This is a genomic window from Vibrio sp. ZOR0018 (assembly GCF_963865925.1).
Classification (GTDB): domain Bacteria; phylum Pseudomonadota; class Gammaproteobacteria; order Enterobacterales; family Vibrionaceae; genus Vibrio; species Vibrio anguillarum.
In genome coordinates this window covers 22,145-38,927 of the sequence record NZ_CAWMCN010000115.1, presented here as the reverse complement: position 1 = coordinate 38,927, position 16,783 = coordinate 22,145, and the positions used below count along the sequence as shown (strand labels likewise).

Sequence of the window (16,783 nt, the reverse complement as noted above, 5' to 3'; positions counted from 1 at the left end):
TTCCTTTTTACGCAGCGACGTCGTTGCCAATCATGGCAAGACGTAACGCAGATTGTTCGTTAAATTCAGTTCGTGTTAATTCACCCGTTACTTTGCCATCTTTCATAACCAGTAATCGGTCAGCGATACCAAGCACTTCAGGCATGTCACTAGAGACAACTAAGACAGTCACGCCATTTTCTGCCAATTTGAAGATCAACTCGTATATCTCAGACTTAGCGCCAACATCAATGCCGCGCGTCGGCTCATCTAGCAAAATGACGCTCATATCGGTAGATAACCAACGACCAAGGATCACTTTTTGTTGATTGCCACCGGAGAGCTCGCCAATGGGTTGATCTAACGAAGCAGTTTTGACGTTTAATGACTGGTTTTGTTTGAGGGCATTGCTCGACTCCCACTGGAAGTTGATTAACCCGCCAAGCTTTAGATGCCATGGACGAGCGCTAATGTTGGTGTTTTCTTGCACCGATAAAATAGGCACGATACCGTCTGCTTTGCGATCTTCAGGGCATAAGGTAATGCCCGCCCGAATGGCATCTTCAGGTTTAGTAATCCGTATTTTTTGTCCGTGAAGATAAACATCGCCCGCGGTGGCTTTTTCTGCTCCGAAAATCAAACGGGTAAGTTCTGTTCTGCCCGCACCGACCAGACCAAACAAACCTAATATTTCGCCTTGCTTTATTTCTAGCGAGAGAGGAGCGGTGAGCCCTCTGCCCATCAGGTTTTTAATCGCTAATCCACTTTGACCAAGAGGACGAGAGCGGTAGTTGTAAATGTCATTGATTTCCCGGCCAACCATTAACTCAACTAAACGGTCATGAGTGAGAGTCGAAAGGTCATAACAGGTTTGCACATGGGTACCATCTTTGAAGATGGTGATTGCATCACACAGAGCGAATATTTCTTCCATACGATGAGAAACGTAAAGAATGATTTTGCCGTCGTCGCGCAATTCGCGGATCACTTTAAATAGGTTTTCAATTTCACGTTGAGACAAGCTACTGGTTGGTTCGTCAAAAGCGATGATGTGTGCATTGCGACTTAGCGCTTTAGCAATTTCAACCATTTGCCACTGGCCAATAGAAAACTCTTTTAATGGGCGAGAGGGGTCAAAATTTTCCCCCAAGCGCAATAGCTGTTTACGTGCGTTACGATTGAGGGTTTCGGTATCGACCCGGCCATGTTTAGTGGGAAGTTGCCCTAAGAAAATGTTTTCTGCCACGCTGAGTTCAGGAACCAAATTAAGCTCTTGATAAATAATGGCGATACCTTGCTCTAATGCGTCAACCGTTGATTGAAATGTTACTGGATGCCCATCAATGAGCAGCTTGCCGTGAGTGGGTTGATGCAGCCCGCTTAGCGTTTTCAATAGAGTCGATTTCCCGGCCCCATTCTCTCCCATTAAGGCATGAACACTACTGCTGTTAACGCGAAAGCTAATGTCGGTCAGTGCCTTAACACCCGTAAAGTGTTTTGATATTTGGCAAAACTCTAAGCAAGAGTGTGAAGCTGCCATAGTCTGTACTCCTGTTTACTTCGCGAAAGCGGTACGAAGAAGCTGTACCGCTTTTAGCCATTGACGACGAACGCCTTACAGGCCTTTCTTCGCCAGTTCTGCTTCGTAGTTGTCGCGAGTAATTAAGACAACGTCCGTCACTTCAACGAATTTTTGTGGTTCAACACCGTCTTTCACCCATTTATAAAGTGATTCGATGCTTTTGAAGCCGTGTACATCTGGGCTCGGTAAAAGAGAACCATAGAACCCTGTTGGTTTCGATTTAGCTAATTCACTGACAGCATCGACGCCATTAATGCCAACACCAATAACATTACTTGCGTTAAACCCTTGTCCTTCTGTCGCACGAACTCCGCCGAGAACGGTATTGTCGTTCATACCGACGATAAGCCACTGCTTGACCATTGGGTATTGCACCAGTAGCGAGTTTGCTGCATCCAGAGCGCCAGGGATGTCATTTGCTTTGGTTGGCACGCGGTAAATTTGGTTGGATGGGAAACCCGCTTCTTTCAGTGCCTTAATCGAACCATCGACACGACGACGCGCGGTATCCAGCTCGTCTGCGGTTATGGCCATAACGCCCGTTGTTGCGGTATCCCAGTTACGTTTTGTCATCTCTTTGTACAGTTCAGAACCTTGGCGATAACCAATTTCACTGGCAGCCATCATCACCAAAGGCACGTTTGTCATCGGTTCGCCTTTCGCATTAAGGAACTGGTCATCAACCGTGATGACTTTCAAATCGTAGCTTTTTGCTTTAGCCATAATTGCAGGCCCAAGCTTAGGGTCAGGTGTGCAGATGACAAAGCCTTTGGCGCCACTTGCCGCTAGCGTATCGATAGCGTTCAGTGTTTTTTCTCCATCAGGCACCGCCATTTTGATCACTTCAAAGTTATATTGCTTACCTGCTTGCTCAGCAAAATTCCATTCTGTTTGGAACCAAGGCTCTTCAGGTTGTTTTACCAAATAACCTAATTTGAGTTCATCGTTGCTACCGAAAAAGGCATTAGCAGAAATACTGAATAATGCGGTTCCGGTGAGTATTGCGGCAGCGAGTGTGGTTTTTATGCTTTTCATCTTATTTGTCCGTCCACTGGTAGGGTTGTTTCATCTCCATACTTAAGGAAGTTGACGAGCTTTGAAGTGATGAAAATCACAGCAGAAAAATGTAGCGTTTTTGTCCATTCATGTAGCGAGGTAGGGCATGAAGTACCTCTCACTTTTTATGGTTTTATGTGTTTGATTTTATATGTCCATCGGCTATTTGGCGTTTTTATGCGCTTTTTTTTCTGGAGAAAAGCTGAAGTGATGATTTTAAAACCATTAGCACAGAATGAGTGTGTCGACTAATTTATCCATATTTTTAGCTATTGGGTTCATGGTGATATTGACGTAAGACCGTTATAAAAATAGGCAGTTAATCGGTCTGATGTGGAGTGACCATGAATAATTTGAATATAGATTCACCTTACGTGATCGGCTTAGATTTTGGCTCTGATTCTGTACGAGCTTTATTGGTGAATGCTCGCAATGGTGAAGAGGTTGCGTCTGGCGTGGCTAACTACCCAAGGTGGGCAAAAGGACAATACAGCGACTCGAACCAATCTCAATTTCGTCATCATCCTCTTGATTATATTGAGTCTCTGACCGTTGCTGTCCGAGAAACGTTGGCGCAGGTTTCCACAGAGATCGCACAATCTGTTGTTGGCATTGGCGTGGACAGTACGGGTTCAACTCCAGCCCCTATCGATAAAGAGGGTAATGTGTTGGCGTTGCTTCCTGAGTTTGAGCATAACCCCAATGCCATGTTTATCTTGTGGAAAGATCATACTTCCGTGACCAAAGCGGAACGCATTAATGAGCTGGCCCATTCACACACTTTTCCAGACTACACCAAATACATCGGGGGATTGTATTCATCGGAGTGGTTTTGGGCGAAAGCCGCGTGGGTAGCGGAACAAGATGCAGGGCTTGTTCCTTATATCCATAGCTGGGTTGAGTTGTGTGATTGGGTTCCAGCTCTCCTTGCAGGGTGTCAGCATCCTACAAATTTACGCCGCGGTATTTGTGCTGCAGGGCATAAGGCGATGTGGCATGAAAGCTGGGGCGGTTTACCTTCGCAAGATTTTTTATCGGCCATTTCTCCCACGCTCGATGACATGCGAGATCGAATGTTTACTGAGGTATACACCTCAGACCAATTAGCTGGGCATCTGAGTGCGGAGTGGGCGCAGCGGTTAGGCTTACCAGAGGGAATTGCCATTGCCATTGGTGCTTTTGATTGCCATATGGGCGCGGTGGGCGCTGGCGCTGGCGAACATGATTTAGTGAAAGTTATTGGTACGTCAACATGCGATATTTTGATGGTGGATGCACAAAGTATCGGTGATCGAACCATTCATGGAATATGTGGCCAAGTTGCGGGTAGTGCGATGCCAGACTTAATGGCACTGGAGGCTGGGCAATCAGCATTTGGTGATATTTATGCTTGGTACAAACGTGTGATGTTGTGGCCAATCGCACAACTGGCTAAGCAAAACCCACAATTAGGAGTTGATCTGGACGCCGCTGAGGCCTTGTTAATTCCTCAACTTACGGCGGAAGCACAGTCAAAACGTCTGCAACTGGAAACGCCTCTTGCCTTAGATTGGCATAACGGGCGGCGAACGCCTTATGCCAATCAGCGTCTCAAAGGCGCAATTACGGGGCTGAATTTAGGCTCTAGTGCACCAGATATCTTTGCATCACTGGTGGAATCAACGGCTCATGGCGCGAAATCAATCGTCGATTGTTTCGTTGAGCAAGGTGTCGAAGTGAAACGTGTCATCGCCATTGGCGGAATTTCTCAGAAGTCACCATTTGTGATGCAAACCTGTGCCAATGTCATTGGGCGAGAAATCGCCGTTGTTGCTTCAGAGCAGTGTTGTGCATTAGGTGCGGCCATTTTTGCAGCTATTGCGGCCGGGGTTTATAGCGATGCCGAGCAAGCTCAAACTCAAATGGCGAGCCCAATCTGCGATGTTTACTACCCAGATGCTGATACCAAAGGGACCAGCGAATGGCGTTATCATGCTTATCGCCAGTTAGGGCGGCAGATCGAACAATTTTCTGAATTCTTGTTGGCACAGGAGTGTACTGATGAGTGTTAAGACTTCTCTAGGCTTCAATTTAGCAAGCGACCCACAAGCAAAGCAACGTCTGAGTGAGCTTCGGCAGCAAGTATGGCAAGCCAATATGGCGCTACAGACCCACGGTTTAGTTACCTTTACTTGGGGCAATGTATCAGGCATTGACCGCTTAACAGGGTTAGTTGTGATTAAGCCAAGTGGCGTCGAATACGAAGCACTCAATGCCGGCAATATGGTGGTGGTTGATCTGAATGGCTTAGTTGTCGAGGGCGATCTTAAACCCTCTTCTGACACGGCTACCCATTTGGCCTTATATCGCGCTTACCCAGAACTTGGCGGCATTGTGCACACGCATTCTCCTCATGCCACCTCTTGGGCTCAAGCAGGTAAAGCCATTCCAGCATTGGGTACTACTCATGCTGACTATTTCTACGGCAGCATTCCCTGTACTCGCCCCTTGACCAATGCCGAAATCGCAACCGACTACGAACACCATACAGGCAAGGTCATCATTGAAACGATCAGTGGTGGTGAAGTGTTGGCCATTCCTGGGGTTATTGTTAATGAACACGGCCCATTCAGCTGGGGTAAGGATGCTGATCACGCCGTTCATAACTCAGTTGTCATGGAGGTTGTCGCCAAAATGGCACTGCAAACTTTGCAGATCAACCCTCAAGTGACATTCATCAATCAAGCCCTACTGGATAAACATTACTTACGTAAACACGGAGCTAATGCTTATTACGGTCAAAGTAATGTAAAAAATAAATAAGGGATAACAATGAACACGTTTACCAATCAACAAGTGTGGTTTGTCACTGGGTCGCAGCACCTTTACGGACCTCAAGTATTACAAAATGTCGCGCAAAATAGCCAAGAAATTATCCATGGTTTAAATCACTCTCCAGCCATTTCAGTTCCTTTGGTGAACAAAGGTACAGTGAAGACGCCAGATGAGATATTAGAGGTTTGTCGCCAAGCCAATAATGATGATTCATGTATTGGTCTCGTGCTTTGGATGCATACTTTTTCGCCTGCAAAAATGTGGATTTCAGGGTTAAGTCAGCTCAACAAGCCGTTCTTGCATCTTCATACTCAATTCAATGCGGCCTTACCTTGGGATGAAATTGATATGGGTTTTATGAACCTAAATCAAAGTGCCCATGGTTGTCGTGAGTTTGGTTTTATTGGCACGCGACTGGGGATTGATCGAAAAGTAGTCGTGGGGCATTGGGAGAGCCCGATTGTTCACCAACAGGTGGATGATTGGTGCCGTGCAGCGATTGCTATTCATGAAGGGAAGTCGCTTAAAGTAGCGCGTTTTGGCGACAACATGCGTCAAGTCGCGGTGACGGAAGGAAACAAAGTCTCTGCGCAAATTCAATTTGGTTATGAAGTTCATGGCTATGGCTTGGGTGAGCTGAGCGAGAGCGTCAATCAAGTTTCAGACAGTGACGCTAAGGCTTTAATGGATGAATACGCTTCTTGCTACACCATGAGCCCTGAGCTTTTTAAAGACAGCACAAGTATCAATATTCTAACTCAAGAAGCGAAGTTGGAATTGGGCATGCTGCGTTTCTTGGATTCCGTGGGCGCGAAGGCGTTCACCAACACCTTTGAAAATTTATCGGGTATTTCGAACTTGCCAGGCTTGGCCACACAACGCTTGATGGAAAAAGGCTTCGGGTACGGCGGTGAGGGGGATTGGAAGACCGCAGCGATGACTCGCATTATGAAAGTGATGGGGCAAGGCCGAGTGGGCGGAACATCGTTCATGGAAGACTACACCTACAACTTTGGTCAGCAAAGCCAAGTGCTCGGCGCTCATATGCTGGAAGTTTGCCCTTCCATTGCTCAAGACAAGCCAAAGATTGAAATTCATCGTCACACTATTGGCTGCAAATGCGACATTGCTCGTATGATGTTCAGCGGAAAAGCGGGGCCTGCGGTAAACGTATCCTTGATTGATCTTGGAAATCGCTTTCGCATGATAGTCAATACGGTCGATACTCAAGCTCCACCACAATCGCTACCTAAATTACCCGTGGCGCATGCGTTATGGACGCCGCAACCCAACCTTGAGACGGCAGCCGCAGCATGGATCCATGCGGGTGGCGCGCATCATACCGTATACAGCCAAGCGGTGAGCGTTGAGATGTTAGCGGATTATGCCGAAATGGCGGGGATCGAAATGGTATTAATCGATAACCAAACCTCCTTGTATCCATTCAAGTCCGCACTCAAAACAAACAGCGTTTATTACCGTTTATCTTCAGGTATTTAAACCCGCGGAACACTCCCTCATCTGAGGGAGTGTTCATTAAGCTATGGTGTGAACATGAATGCTCTTCCTTTATCCACTGGCTTACCATTACTGCGTTATAAAGAGTGGTATTTGGAATTAAAAGCCGATACACCCGATCAATTTCAGCTGTGTTGTGAGGATAAACCTGTATTCGTTGGGCAGCTTGAGCTGATCAACAATGGGCTTATCATTGATATGCGCTCTGTGGTTTGGCATTTCAGATCTAAGCAAAACCATTTAGAGCAGTGGTGCAACATTCAGCTTAACGAAACACTCTCATTGAGTATGACTTACACCTTTTTTCAAGGTGCATTGGTGATTGATTATCTTGCGCGAAACAGCATCCCAACTCGGCTTGATATTCGACATCACATTACTCAAACAGACGTTAGCCACCAACTGGCCACGCAACCTGAAGACATCATCTCTTCGATTAAAGGTTGGCAAAGAAAACGTAATGACCAACCCAGTGAATACTTAATCGAACCCGTAGGACATGGCTTCTGTGAGGCTTTTTCTGCGACCCAATGGATAGTCTTAGATGAAAAGTGTGAACTGAAAAATCGTACTTAACGAAGAGGTTGCTTACACTACACGTAAATTACAGTGAATATTGCCCCCATGCAGAATAACCCTCTAAAACCTGGATATAACTTTAATGCTCATTTAGTGGCTGGACTAACGCCAATTATTGAGGGAGATGAACTGGATTTTACGATTGATCGACCTAATGGCATGAAAGGTTTTATTGTCAATTTTACGAGCAAAGGCGAGGGAACCATTTTTTATGGCGAAGATGAGTTTCACGTGAAACCTGGAGACTTACTTCTTTTCCCTCCAACAGCGGCTCACTATTATCATCGAAAAAAAGATTGTGCTTCTTGGTTTCACCGTTGGGTTTATTTTCGGCCACGAGCCTTTTGGCATGACTGGCTAACATGGCAACAGCAAAAAAATGGCGTCTACTTAACGCAAGGGTTGGATGAGAATACCATTCGATATATTGAAAACCTGTTTATCGATATTGAATACACTTCAAAACAAGATGTCCCTTATCGAAATGATTTGTCGATTAACTTGCTCGAACAATTATTGATTAGATGTAAGACACTGCAACCGGACGTTGTCAGCAAACCGCTTGACCCTAGGGTGGTGGAAGCGATGAATTATATGACGCAAAACCTCAATCAAGACTTCACTATCGAGGATGTTTCGGCCCATATCTGTTTATCACCATCGCGTTTAGGCCATCTATTTCGTTCTGAAATGGAGATGACCATAACCCAATGGCGCGACGACCAAAGGATCAGCCGAGCCAAACAATTACTGGTCACGTCTAACTACTCGGTCAATCACATTGGTCGAATTGTGGGCTATTCAGACCCACTCTATTTTTCTCGTGTTTTTAAACGTAAGGCCGGTGTGAGCCCTAAGATTTACCGCGATCAAATTACTTTGTAAACCTATGCAATCTGTCCGTTTGGGCTTTTCGTCAATTTGGGTCGCTGTCATTGAGTGATCGTTTTAGGCGTTTTAAACTGCTGCACGACAAGCCCTGTGATGATCAGCACTAAACCAATCAGAGTGGTGGGGTGAATAGTTTCGCCAATAATAGTAGCCAGCAACAGCAGTGAGATGAAAGGTGAAGCAAAAATGAGATTGCTGATCCTTGCGGTGTTGGCCGTGAGTTTTAATGCACTCAACCACAGCACGAAGGTGATCCCCATTTCAAACAAGCCGACATAAGTTACCGCGCTCCATCCTTTAATCGTAATCTGATGCCAGCTTGCACCTTCATAACAACTTAAACCAATCGCAAAAGGGATGGCGATCAAAAACCCCAGTAAAACGCCAATCACGGGGTCGGCGGTGTTTTTGGTATTAAGAATCCAGTAGCCAGCCCAAAGAAGCGTTGATAGTAGTGCCAGCCCAACACCCAGCGGGCTATCAAACTGCATGGCTAAAATATCACCCTTAGTCGCGATAACCACTACACCAAAATAGCTCAGTGCACACGCTATCCAATCTTGTTTACGGATGGTTTGTCCTAAAAATACAGCGGCCATCAGTGTCAGGGTGATGGCCCAACTGTAGTTGATCGCTTGCGCTTGAGAGGCGGGCAGCAGTGAGTAGGCCTTAAACAGAATGAGGTAGTATGCGAGAGGGTTAATTAAGCCCAACAATAAGTAATACCAAGGGTTAGCGAGAAAGGTACTCACCACTTGGTTGAGCTTGCCTTGCAGCGCGCAAATGCCCAGCAGTACGCACCCAGAGACAGCACTCGCAACCGTCAGCATCTGGATCGGCGTAAATTCAGCCAGCGTAAGTTTGAAAGCCGTGGCAACCGTTGACCACAATAATACGGCAGATAAGCCAAAGCCGAGTGCGCGTCGTTCGTCCATGAATCCTCGTTAGAATAATTGTTGAAATAGTGTTCAGCGGCGCAAGTCTATAGTTTGCTGTTAACTTGTACAAACTGGACATTTATCCAGTATCGAAATACCATTTGTCCATGACTGATAAAATGAGTTAACCCGTTATCATGCAATGGATTATCGAAAATCAAGCGTTAGTGCTTTCAACGTTAGGCAGCGCCGTACTGAGTGGCTCAGTCGCTGGCTGGTGGGTTAAGCAGAAGCTCAATTTGAAAAGTGAGCTATTACAACAGCAGTTAGAGACTCATCAAGCCCATCATCAGCAGCAGATAATCGAACTCAAACAAGCTTTGCAGCAGGCGCGACAAGAGTTGGATGAGCTGGATGAAGAACGAGATAAAGCCGCATTTGAGCTTAAGCAATCGCACGGGAAATTCATGGCCGCGATGGAAAAGTTACGCTATTTCGAAGTGGTTAAGCAAGAGCGGCAACAGAGCATGGAAGATGCGCACGCTCTGCGTGAGCAGAAATCGCAACTAGAGGCTCAACTGCGTGAGCAAGAAGCGCGGCATGAACAGCAAATTCAATCGAGCCAAGAAAAACTACAGTTACTTGAACACGCTGAGGAACGCCTAAAGCAGCAGTTTGAGCAGCTAGCCAATCAGTTATTTGAAGTCAAAACTGCGAAAGTGGATCAGCAGAACCGTCAAAGTTTGGAAGGGCTACTTTCTCCACTGAAAGAGCAGCTCGAAGGGTTTAAAAAGCAGGTCAATGACAGCTTCAATCATGAAGCGAAAGAGCGCCATACGTTGGTTCATGAATTGAAAAACTTACAACGCCTCAATGAACAGATGGCGCAAGAGGCACTCAATTTGACCCAAGCACTGAAAGGCGACAATAAACAGCAAGGCAATTGGGGCGAAGTGGTTCTCGCGCGGGTGCTGACCGAATCGGGCCTGCGTGAAGGGCACGAATATCACACTCAAGTCAGTTTGCAAAACGAGGCTGGTAAGCGCTATCAACCGGATGTGATCGTCAATTTGCCACACGACAAACAGGTGGTGATTGACTCGAAAATGGCGCTGGTGGCTTATGAGCGTTATTTCCATGCTCAAACTGAAAGTGAACGTGCTCGCGCATTAAGTGAGCATTTACTTGCACTGCGCGCCCATATAAAAGGACTCGGCCAGAAAGATTATCATCAGCTCAAAGGGCTACAAAGTTTGGATTACGTGCTGATGTTTATTCCCGTCGAACCTGCATTCCAAGTGGCGATTCAAGCTGATCCCAGCTTGGTAAAAGAGGCGATGGAGCAAAATATTTTGCTGGTTAGCCCAACCACCTTGTTGGTTGCGCTGCGTACGATCGATAATTTATGGCGCAATGATCGACAAAACCAGAACGCGAAGTTGATCGCTGAGCGGGCCAGCAAATTGTACGATAAATTACGCTTGTTTATGGAGGACATGGAAGGGCTTGGCAGCGCGTTAGACCGTGCAAACCAAAACTATCAAGGGGCGATGAATAAGCTCGCGACAGGGCGCGGCAACGCACTGCGTCAAGCCGAAAGTTTTAAACAGCTTGGCGTCGAGATAAAACGTTCCATAAACAGTGAATGGGTCGAACAAGCACAAAATGAGGCATGGGCAGACAGTGCGGTGGAAAATGCACCTTTAGTAGAAAGACATCACGCTGAGGATAAAGTAAACTGATCGCTCGCAGTCGCCTTTAACAAAACAGTGCTGCCCAAGAGGAACCTTCATGACGGATACCAGCGTGCAATCAAAAACAGCATTAGAGACACAAAATACCACTCACTTTGGTTTTGAAACCGTAGCGAAAGAAGAAAAAGTCGCCAAAGTCGCGCAAGTTTTTCACTCGGTTGCGGCCAAATACGACATGATGAATGACCTGATGTCTGGTGGCATTCATCGCTTATGGAAGCGTTTTACCATTGATTGCAGTGGCGCTCGCCCGGGCCAACGTATTTTGGATCTTGGTGGTGGTACGGGCGATCTAACCGCCAAATTTTCACGCATTGTGGGCGAAAAAGGTCATGTTATTCTGGCTGATATCAACAACTCGATGCTCAATGTCGGACGTGATAAATTGCGTGATAAGGGTGTAGTGGGCAACGTACATTACGTGCAAGCGAATGCCGAAGAACTGCCTTTTCCTGATAACTATTTCGACTGCATCACCATCAGTTTTTGCCTGCGTAATGTGACGGACAAAGATAAAGCGCTGAGCTCGATGTTCCGCGTTTTAAAACCGGGTGGTCGTTTGTTGGTACTTGAGTTCTCCAAGCCAGTGCTTGAGCCATTATCCAAAGTATACGATGCGTATTCGTTCCATCTATTGCCGAAAATGGGCCAAATCATTGCCAATGATGCCGACAGCTACCGCTATCTTGCGGAATCTATCCGCATGCATCCCGATCAAGAAACCTTAAAAGGGATGATGGATCAGGTTGGTTTTGAACAAACGAGTTACTACAACTTAACGGGCGGTATTGTTGCGCTGCACCGTGGTTACAAATTCTAAGGATTGGGCATGCCGTTTGAGCCTTTAGTTACCGCCGCGATTGAGACCACACTCAACACCTTAATTCAAGACGATCCTGAGTTGGTGCGCCGATTATCACGCCTGAAAGGGCAAGTCATCCAAGTGCATCTCAAAGAGTTCAATAAAACGCTGACCTTCATTTTTAGCCAGCAAATTGATGTGTTAGCGGCTTACGAAGGCGAGTCGAATTGCTACCTGTCGCTCAATGTTTCCATTTTGCCCGAGCTACGCGAGCAAGCGAACATCACCCAACTGATCAAACAAGATAAGTTGGTGCTGGAGGGCGATATTCAACTGGCGCAAAAATTTGCCCAGTTGATCACCGATTGCAAGCCGGATGTTGAAGAGTGGTTGTCACGCCTGACGGGCGATGTGCTGGCTCACGCTTTAGTGCAGGGTGTGAAAGACATAGGCCAAGCGCTGCAATCACAACGAAGCAAGCATCAAAACCATCTCAGCCAAGTGTTAACGGAAGAGTGGCGTTTATTACCCAGCTCGCTCGAGGTGGCCTATTTTTGTGACCAAGTGGATGATCTCAATAGCCAAGCGGCGCGTATCGAAGCCAAAATTCAACACTTGTTGGAGCAAGCATGACGCCAACTGAACTCAAGCGGTTGTACCGAATTATCAAGGTACAATTGGAATATGGTCTAGATGAACTGTTGCCAGAACATCAACTCACTAAAGCGCCAATATTAGCGCGTAAAGGATTGTTCTGGATTAAAAATCAGCATGCGGACAAACCATTAGGTGAGCGCTTGCGCTTAGCCTTGCAAGAGCTTGGCCCAGTATGGATTAAGTTTGGTCAGATGATGTCAACGCGGCGTGACCTGTTTCCACCGCACATCGCAGACCAACTTGCGTTACTGCAAGATAAAGTCGCTCCGTTTGATGGTGTACTTGCTAAAACTCAGATGGAAAAAGCGTTGGGCGGCGCTTTAGAAACTTGGTTTGATGAATTTGATATTGAACCACTTGCTTCTGCATCGATTGCTCAAGTCCATACCGCCAAACTCAAATCATCTGGCCGGGAAATCGTACTCAAGGTGATTCGGCCAGATATTCGGCCAGTGATTGATGCCGATATCAAACTCATGTATCGCATGGCGAAAATTGTTGCCAAAGCATTACCTGAAGCAAGGCGACTGAAGCCCGTTGAAGTGGTACGTGAATACGAAAAAACTCTGCTTGCTGAACTCGACCTACGCCGAGAAGCAGCCAACGCCATTCAACTGCGTCGTAACTTTGAAAATAGTGAAGAGTTATACATTCCAGAGATAATTCCTGACTTTAGTAATGAAACTGTCATGGTTTCTGAGCGAATATACGGCATTCAAGTTTCTGATATTGAAGGTTTAGCGGCCAACGGCACTAATATGAAGTTGCTTGCTGAACGCGGGGTGAGCGTATTCTTTACCCAAGTGTTCCGCGACAGTTTTTTCCATGCCGATATGCACCCGGGTAATGTCTTTGTTAATCCCGCGCATCCTGACAATCCACAATGGATTGGCTTAGATTGTGGTATTGTCGGTACCTTAAACAGTGAAGATAAACGTTATTTAGCCGAAAACTTCTTAGCTTTTTTCAACCGAGATTACCGCCGAGTGGCACAATTGCACGTTGATTCTGGTTGGGTTCCACGTGAAACCAACATCGATGAATTTGAGTTTGCTATTCGCGTGGTCTGTGAGCCAATTTTTGCCAAGCCATTGTGCGAAATCTCATTTGGTCACGTGTTGCTAAACTTGTTTAACACGGCTCGTCGCTTCAATATGGAAGTGCAGCCGCAATTGGTCTTGCTGCAAAAAACGTTATTGTATGTCGAAGGGTTAGGGCGTCAGCTTTATCCTCAATTGGATTTGTGGCAAACCGCTAAACCATTTTTAGAAAAATGGATGATGAACCAAGTTGGGCCGCAAGCGTTTATCCGCGCAGTGAAAGAGCGAGCTCCGCTTTGGGCTGAAAAATTACCTGAATTGCCAGAGCTGCTTTACGATAGCCTCAAACAAGGTAAAGCAATGAACCAAAGGTTGGATCAGCTGTACCAAGGTTATCGAGCCAGTAAGCGTCAACAGGCAACAGGAAAGTTTTTATTTGGTATTGGCGCTACTTTGGTCGTATGCTCGGCAATATTAGTGACCAGTGCTTATCAGCCGTTTGCAATAACCAGTGCGATTGTAGGTGTTGTATTTTGGCTACTCAGTTGGAGTGCTTACCGTCGTTAAGCGGTCTTTTATTTGAAATCAATTTGTTGAGAAATTCCTGAGGTGTAGAGAATGGGTGGTATCAGTATTTGGCAACTTCTAATTATTGCCGTGATTGTTGTATTACTATTTGGAACCAAGAAACTGCGTGGTATCGGTAGCGATCTCGGTGGTGCGGTTAAGGGGTTCAAAAAGGCGATGAGTGATGAAGAGCCTGCCAAGAAAGACGCAGATTTTGAACCTAAAAATATAGAGCAGCAGAAGACAGAAGCGACTGCTGAGACTAAAAAAGATAAAGAGCAGGCCTAACACGTGTTTGATATCGGTTTTTGGGAGCTGGTATTAATATCGGTTGTCGCGTTGGTCGTTCTTGGCCCTGAGCGTTTACCTCATGCTATTCGCAGTGTGGCAAAATTTGTTAGCACAGCAAAGAACATGGCGAACAGTGTCAAAGATGAATTAGCACATGAGCTCAAAATTCAAGAGCTGCAAGAAAACTTGCGTAAAGCAGAGCAAATGGGAATGGAAAATTTATCTCCAGAGCTGAAATCTTCTGTGGATCAGCTCAAGCAGGCTGCGCAAGATGTACAACGCCCTTATGCGAACTCATCGCCCTCTGAAACAAAAACAGAGCACGATGGACAAAGCGTTGAAGTGATTCCCGCTACAACGATTTCGTCGCCTGAAACGGCCGATAAGAAAGCCGACTCATCTCTGTAGGAGGAGTTATTGTTACCACTGTAATTCCTCCTCTTAAGCTCTATTTATACGAGGTTCGATATGTCTTCCGTTGAGCAGACACAGCCTTTAATCAGTCACTTGCTAGAACTACGCGATCGTTTATTGCGTTCAATAGCTGCGGTGATCGTGATTTTTATCGGCTTAGTCTATTTCTCTAGCGACATCTACGATTTTGTCTCCAAACCATTGGTTGAGCGTTTGCCTGAAGGGGCGACGATGATTGCGACCGATGTTGCCTCGCCCTTTTTCACGCCACTCAAACTTACTTTGATCGCGTCCGCTTTTCTCGCGGTGCCTTTTATCCTTTATCAAATCTGGGCCTTTGTCGCTCCAGGTTTGTATAAGCATGAACGCCGTTTAGTCATGCCATTGATGTTTTCAAGCTCATTGTTGTTCTATTGCGGTGTGGCGTTTGCGTACTTTGTGGTATTTCCGCTGGTGTTTGGCTTTTTTACGGCCATCTCTTTAGGCGGTGTTGAGTTTGCAACGGACATTGCCAGTTATCTCGATTTTGTGCTTGCGCTCTTTTTCGCTTTTGGTATCGCCTTTGAGGTTCCCGTCGCCATCATTTTACTGTGTTGGACGGGGGCGACGACGCCGAAAACCTTGAGTGAGAAAAGGCCTTATATCGTGGTTGGGGCATTTGTTGTGGGTATGTTACTGACGCCGCCTGATATGGTGTCGCAAACCTTGCTCGCCATTCCGATGTGTTTATTGTTTGAGGTTGGACTTTTCTTTGCTCGTTTTTATGTGCGCAAAGATGAGGAAGAGCCGGAAGATGAAAGTCATTAATACATGAAAAAAGCGGCGAATAGCCGCTTTTTTTGTACCTATGATAGTGGACTATTTAATCTTCAAAAGATAACCGCACTGAGAGCATCGATAGACTTCCTTGATGCCCAGAAGTTTTTGCCAGAAGGTTCGATGTTGACGTTGTAAGTGATTACCATGTTCACACATATTAGCCACGTTTATGTATTAAAATTTTGCCGCATACTATAGTGTTTGCATAATTATTTTTGTGATATAGATCACGCTGATGTGTATGTCACTCTATCTATAGTTCTATAAATTATAATTTAAACAGTGAGTTAGCATTAGTGTTTGTAATGTTATTCACTTCAACCAACGAGAGTTCGGTGAGTTCTGCGATGCGTTTGGCAACTAGCGTTGTGTAAGCTGGTTCGTTGCGCTTACCTCTGTGAGGGACAGGGGCTAAATAGGGACAATCTGTTTCTAGCAGAACAAAGTTCATATCGAGATGCGGTAATACTTTATCCATACCGCCATTTTTAAACGTTGATACACCACCAATCCCAAGATGAAACCCTAGCTCATTAATGGCTTTAGCTTCTTCAAGCGTGCCGCCAAAACAGTGGAATACACCGCTAAGTGAGCCATCTTGCTCTTTTTCCAGCAGTTGTAGAGTTTGAGTGATGGAATCACGGGTGTGGATGACAACAGGCAAATCGCGCTCTTTGGCCCAATTAAGTTGAGTGACGAAAGCCATCTCTTGTTCGGCCTGAAAGGTTTTGTCCCAATATAGATCAATGCCAATTTCACCAATGGCGATAAAGGGGTGTTTATCTAGCCAAGATTCGATAACCGCTAGCGTTTGCTTCACATTTCCATCCACATAGCATGGGTGCAGCCCCATCATCGATCGGCAAAGTTCAGGGTAAGCTGCTTCTGTTTTAAGCATAGGCTCAATGGAGGCAAGATCGATATTGGGCAACAAAATAGCCTCAATGCCTTGCGCCTTAGCGCGTTGCACGACCTCATCTCGATCGTGATCAAATTCAGCGGCATAAATGTGAGCGTGAGTGTCAATCATGGTGTGTCTCGATAAACAGAGAATGGGAGAGCAGTATACGGAAGTGTGAGCCTGAGGTCATTTTTCTGATTTTTGTCGATTGGCGCTAGCGTCAAAAAGCGAGAGTGATATG

The 16,783-nt window shown here is 46.0% G+C and carries 16 protein-coding genes; 12 read left to right on the top strand and 4 right to left on the bottom strand.

Going from position 1 to position 16,783, the window contains the following annotated elements:
* Window positions 1–7: 7 nt before the first annotated feature.
* Complete coding sequence (gene araG / locus AACR75_RS11220; RefSeq protein WP_047690319.1) at window positions 8–1,519, bottom strand: L-arabinose ABC transporter ATP-binding protein AraG; 1,512 nt, start codon at window positions 1,517–1,519, stop codon at window positions 8–10.
* A 75-nt stretch (window positions 1,520–1,594) separates the two neighbouring features.
* Complete coding sequence (locus tag AACR75_RS11215) at window positions 1,595–2,596, bottom strand: arabinose ABC transporter substrate-binding protein (protein WP_047690318.1); 1,002 nt, start codon at window positions 2,594–2,596, stop codon at window positions 1,595–1,597.
* A 365-nt stretch (window positions 2,597–2,961) separates the two neighbouring features.
* On the opposite strand from AACR75_RS11215, the gene AACR75_RS11210 reads away from it, so the two are divergent.
* The 5 genes from AACR75_RS11210 to araC are packed head-to-tail and all read left to right on the top strand — an operon-like array spanning window position 2,962 to window position 8,413.
* Window positions 2,962–4,668 (top strand): ribulokinase, encoded by a 1,707-nt coding sequence (locus AACR75_RS11210; protein WP_047690313.1) that lies wholly within the window; start codon window positions 2,962–2,964, stop codon window positions 4,666–4,668.
* Window positions 4,658–5,419, top strand: a complete 762-nt coding sequence (locus AACR75_RS11205) for an L-ribulose-5-phosphate 4-epimerase (RefSeq protein ID WP_013855631.1) — start codon at window positions 4,658–4,660, stop codon at window positions 5,417–5,419. The genes AACR75_RS11210 and AACR75_RS11205 overlap by 11 nt, the downstream gene beginning before the upstream one ends.
* A 9-nt stretch (window positions 5,420–5,428) precedes the next feature.
* A complete protein-coding gene (gene araA / locus AACR75_RS11200) occupies window positions 5,429–6,931 on the top strand; it encodes an L-arabinose isomerase (protein WP_047690310.1) in 1,503 nt (500 codons plus the stop codon).
* A gap of 54 nt (window positions 6,932–6,985) precedes the next feature.
* Entirely contained in the window at window positions 6,986–7,525 is a 540-nt protein-coding gene (locus tag AACR75_RS11195; protein ID WP_017044513.1) for a hypothetical protein, read from the top strand.
* A gap of 48 nt (window positions 7,526–7,573) precedes the next feature.
* Window positions 7,574–8,413: an arabinose operon transcriptional regulator AraC gene (gene araC / locus AACR75_RS11190; RefSeq protein ID WP_029189931.1), complete on the top strand. Its 840-nt coding sequence runs from the start codon at window positions 7,574–7,576 to the stop codon at window positions 8,411–8,413.
* 47 nt (window positions 8,414–8,460) lie between these two features.
* Here the strand turns inward: araC and AACR75_RS11185 are convergent, their stop codons facing one another.
* Window positions 8,461–9,354, bottom strand: a complete 894-nt coding sequence (locus AACR75_RS11185; protein ID WP_017044512.1) for a DMT family transporter — start codon at window positions 9,352–9,354, stop codon at window positions 8,461–8,463.
* A 140-nt stretch (window positions 9,355–9,494) separates the two neighbouring features.
* On the opposite strand from AACR75_RS11185, the gene rmuC reads away from it, so the two are divergent.
* The 7 genes from rmuC to tatC are packed head-to-tail and all read left to right on the top strand — an operon-like array spanning window position 9,495 to window position 15,629.
* Window positions 9,495–11,039, top strand: coding sequence for a DNA recombination protein RmuC (rmuC, locus tag AACR75_RS11180; protein WP_047690307.1), 1,545 nt, complete (start codon window positions 9,495–9,497; stop codon window positions 11,037–11,039).
* Window positions 11,040–11,088: 49 nt separating this feature from the next.
* Window positions 11,089–11,871 (top strand): bifunctional demethylmenaquinone methyltransferase/2-methoxy-6-polyprenyl-1,4-benzoquinol methylase UbiE, encoded by a 783-nt coding sequence (gene ubiE / locus AACR75_RS11175; protein ID WP_010319838.1) that lies wholly within the window; start codon window positions 11,089–11,091, stop codon window positions 11,869–11,871.
* Window positions 11,872–11,880: 9 nt separating this feature from the next.
* On the top strand, window positions 11,881–12,486 hold the full coding sequence (locus AACR75_RS11170; protein ID WP_047690304.1) for a ubiquinone biosynthesis accessory factor UbiJ: 606 nt from the start codon (window positions 11,881–11,883) through the stop codon (window positions 12,484–12,486).
* Complete coding sequence (ubiB, locus tag AACR75_RS11165) at window positions 12,483–14,117, top strand: ubiquinone biosynthesis regulatory protein kinase UbiB (protein WP_047690302.1); 1,635 nt, start codon at window positions 12,483–12,485, stop codon at window positions 14,115–14,117. The genes AACR75_RS11170 and ubiB overlap by 4 nt, the downstream gene beginning before the upstream one ends.
* A 51-nt stretch (window positions 14,118–14,168) precedes the next feature.
* A complete protein-coding gene (gene tatA, locus AACR75_RS11160) occupies window positions 14,169–14,405 on the top strand; it encodes a Sec-independent protein translocase subunit TatA (RefSeq protein ID WP_010319841.1) in 237 nt (78 codons plus the stop codon).
* A gap of 3 nt (window positions 14,406–14,408) precedes the next feature.
* Window positions 14,409–14,816: a Sec-independent protein translocase protein TatB gene (gene tatB, locus AACR75_RS11155; RefSeq protein WP_017050163.1), complete on the top strand. Its 408-nt coding sequence runs from the start codon at window positions 14,409–14,411 to the stop codon at window positions 14,814–14,816.
* 60 nt (window positions 14,817–14,876) lie between these two features.
* Window positions 14,877–15,629, top strand: a complete 753-nt coding sequence (gene tatC / locus AACR75_RS11150; RefSeq protein WP_010319843.1) for a twin-arginine translocase subunit TatC — start codon at window positions 14,877–14,879, stop codon at window positions 15,627–15,629.
* Window positions 15,630–15,909: 280 nt separating this feature from the next.
* Here the strand turns inward: tatC and AACR75_RS11145 are convergent, their stop codons facing one another.
* Complete coding sequence (locus tag AACR75_RS11145) at window positions 15,910–16,671, bottom strand: TatD family hydrolase (protein ID WP_047690298.1); 762 nt, start codon at window positions 16,669–16,671, stop codon at window positions 15,910–15,912.
* Window positions 16,672–16,783 lie beyond the last annotated feature (112 nt).

Coding starts and splice junctions, on each gene's coding strand:
- AACR75_RS11195 (WP_017044513.1), top strand. CDS start 6,986: ATGAATGCTCTTCCTTTATCCACTGGCTTACCATTACTGCGTTATAAA.
- tatC (WP_010319843.1), top strand. CDS start 14,877: ATGTCTTCCGTTGAGCAGACACAGCCTTTAATCAGTCACTTGCTAGAA.
- araC (WP_029189931.1), top strand. CDS start 7,574: ATGCAGAATAACCCTCTAAAACCTGGATATAACTTTAATGCTCATTTA.
- AACR75_RS11185 (WP_017044512.1), bottom strand. CDS start 9,354: ATGGACGAACGACGCGCACTCGGCTTTGGCTTATCTGCCGTATTATTG.
- AACR75_RS11170 (WP_047690304.1), top strand. CDS start 11,881: ATGCCGTTTGAGCCTTTAGTTACCGCCGCGATTGAGACCACACTCAAC.
- ubiE (WP_010319838.1), top strand. CDS start 11,089: ATGACGGATACCAGCGTGCAATCAAAAACAGCATTAGAGACACAAAAT.
- AACR75_RS11210 (WP_047690313.1), top strand. CDS start 2,962: ATGAATAATTTGAATATAGATTCACCTTACGTGATCGGCTTAGATTTT.
- rmuC (WP_047690307.1), top strand. CDS start 9,495: ATGCAATGGATTATCGAAAATCAAGCGTTAGTGCTTTCAACGTTAGGC.
- araA (WP_047690310.1), top strand. CDS start 5,429: ATGAACACGTTTACCAATCAACAAGTGTGGTTTGTCACTGGGTCGCAG.
- AACR75_RS11215 (WP_047690318.1), bottom strand. CDS start 2,596: ATGAAAAGCATAAAAACCACACTCGCTGCCGCAATACTCACCGGAACC.
- AACR75_RS11205 (WP_013855631.1), top strand. CDS start 4,658: ATGAGTGTTAAGACTTCTCTAGGCTTCAATTTAGCAAGCGACCCACAA.
- ubiB (WP_047690302.1), top strand. CDS start 12,483: ATGACGCCAACTGAACTCAAGCGGTTGTACCGAATTATCAAGGTACAA.
- AACR75_RS11145 (WP_047690298.1), bottom strand. CDS start 16,671: ATGATTGACACTCACGCTCACATTTATGCCGCTGAATTTGATCACGAT.
- tatA (WP_010319841.1), top strand. CDS start 14,169: ATGGGTGGTATCAGTATTTGGCAACTTCTAATTATTGCCGTGATTGTT.
- araG (WP_047690319.1), bottom strand. CDS start 1,519: ATGGCAGCTTCACACTCTTGCTTAGAGTTTTGCCAAATATCAAAACAC.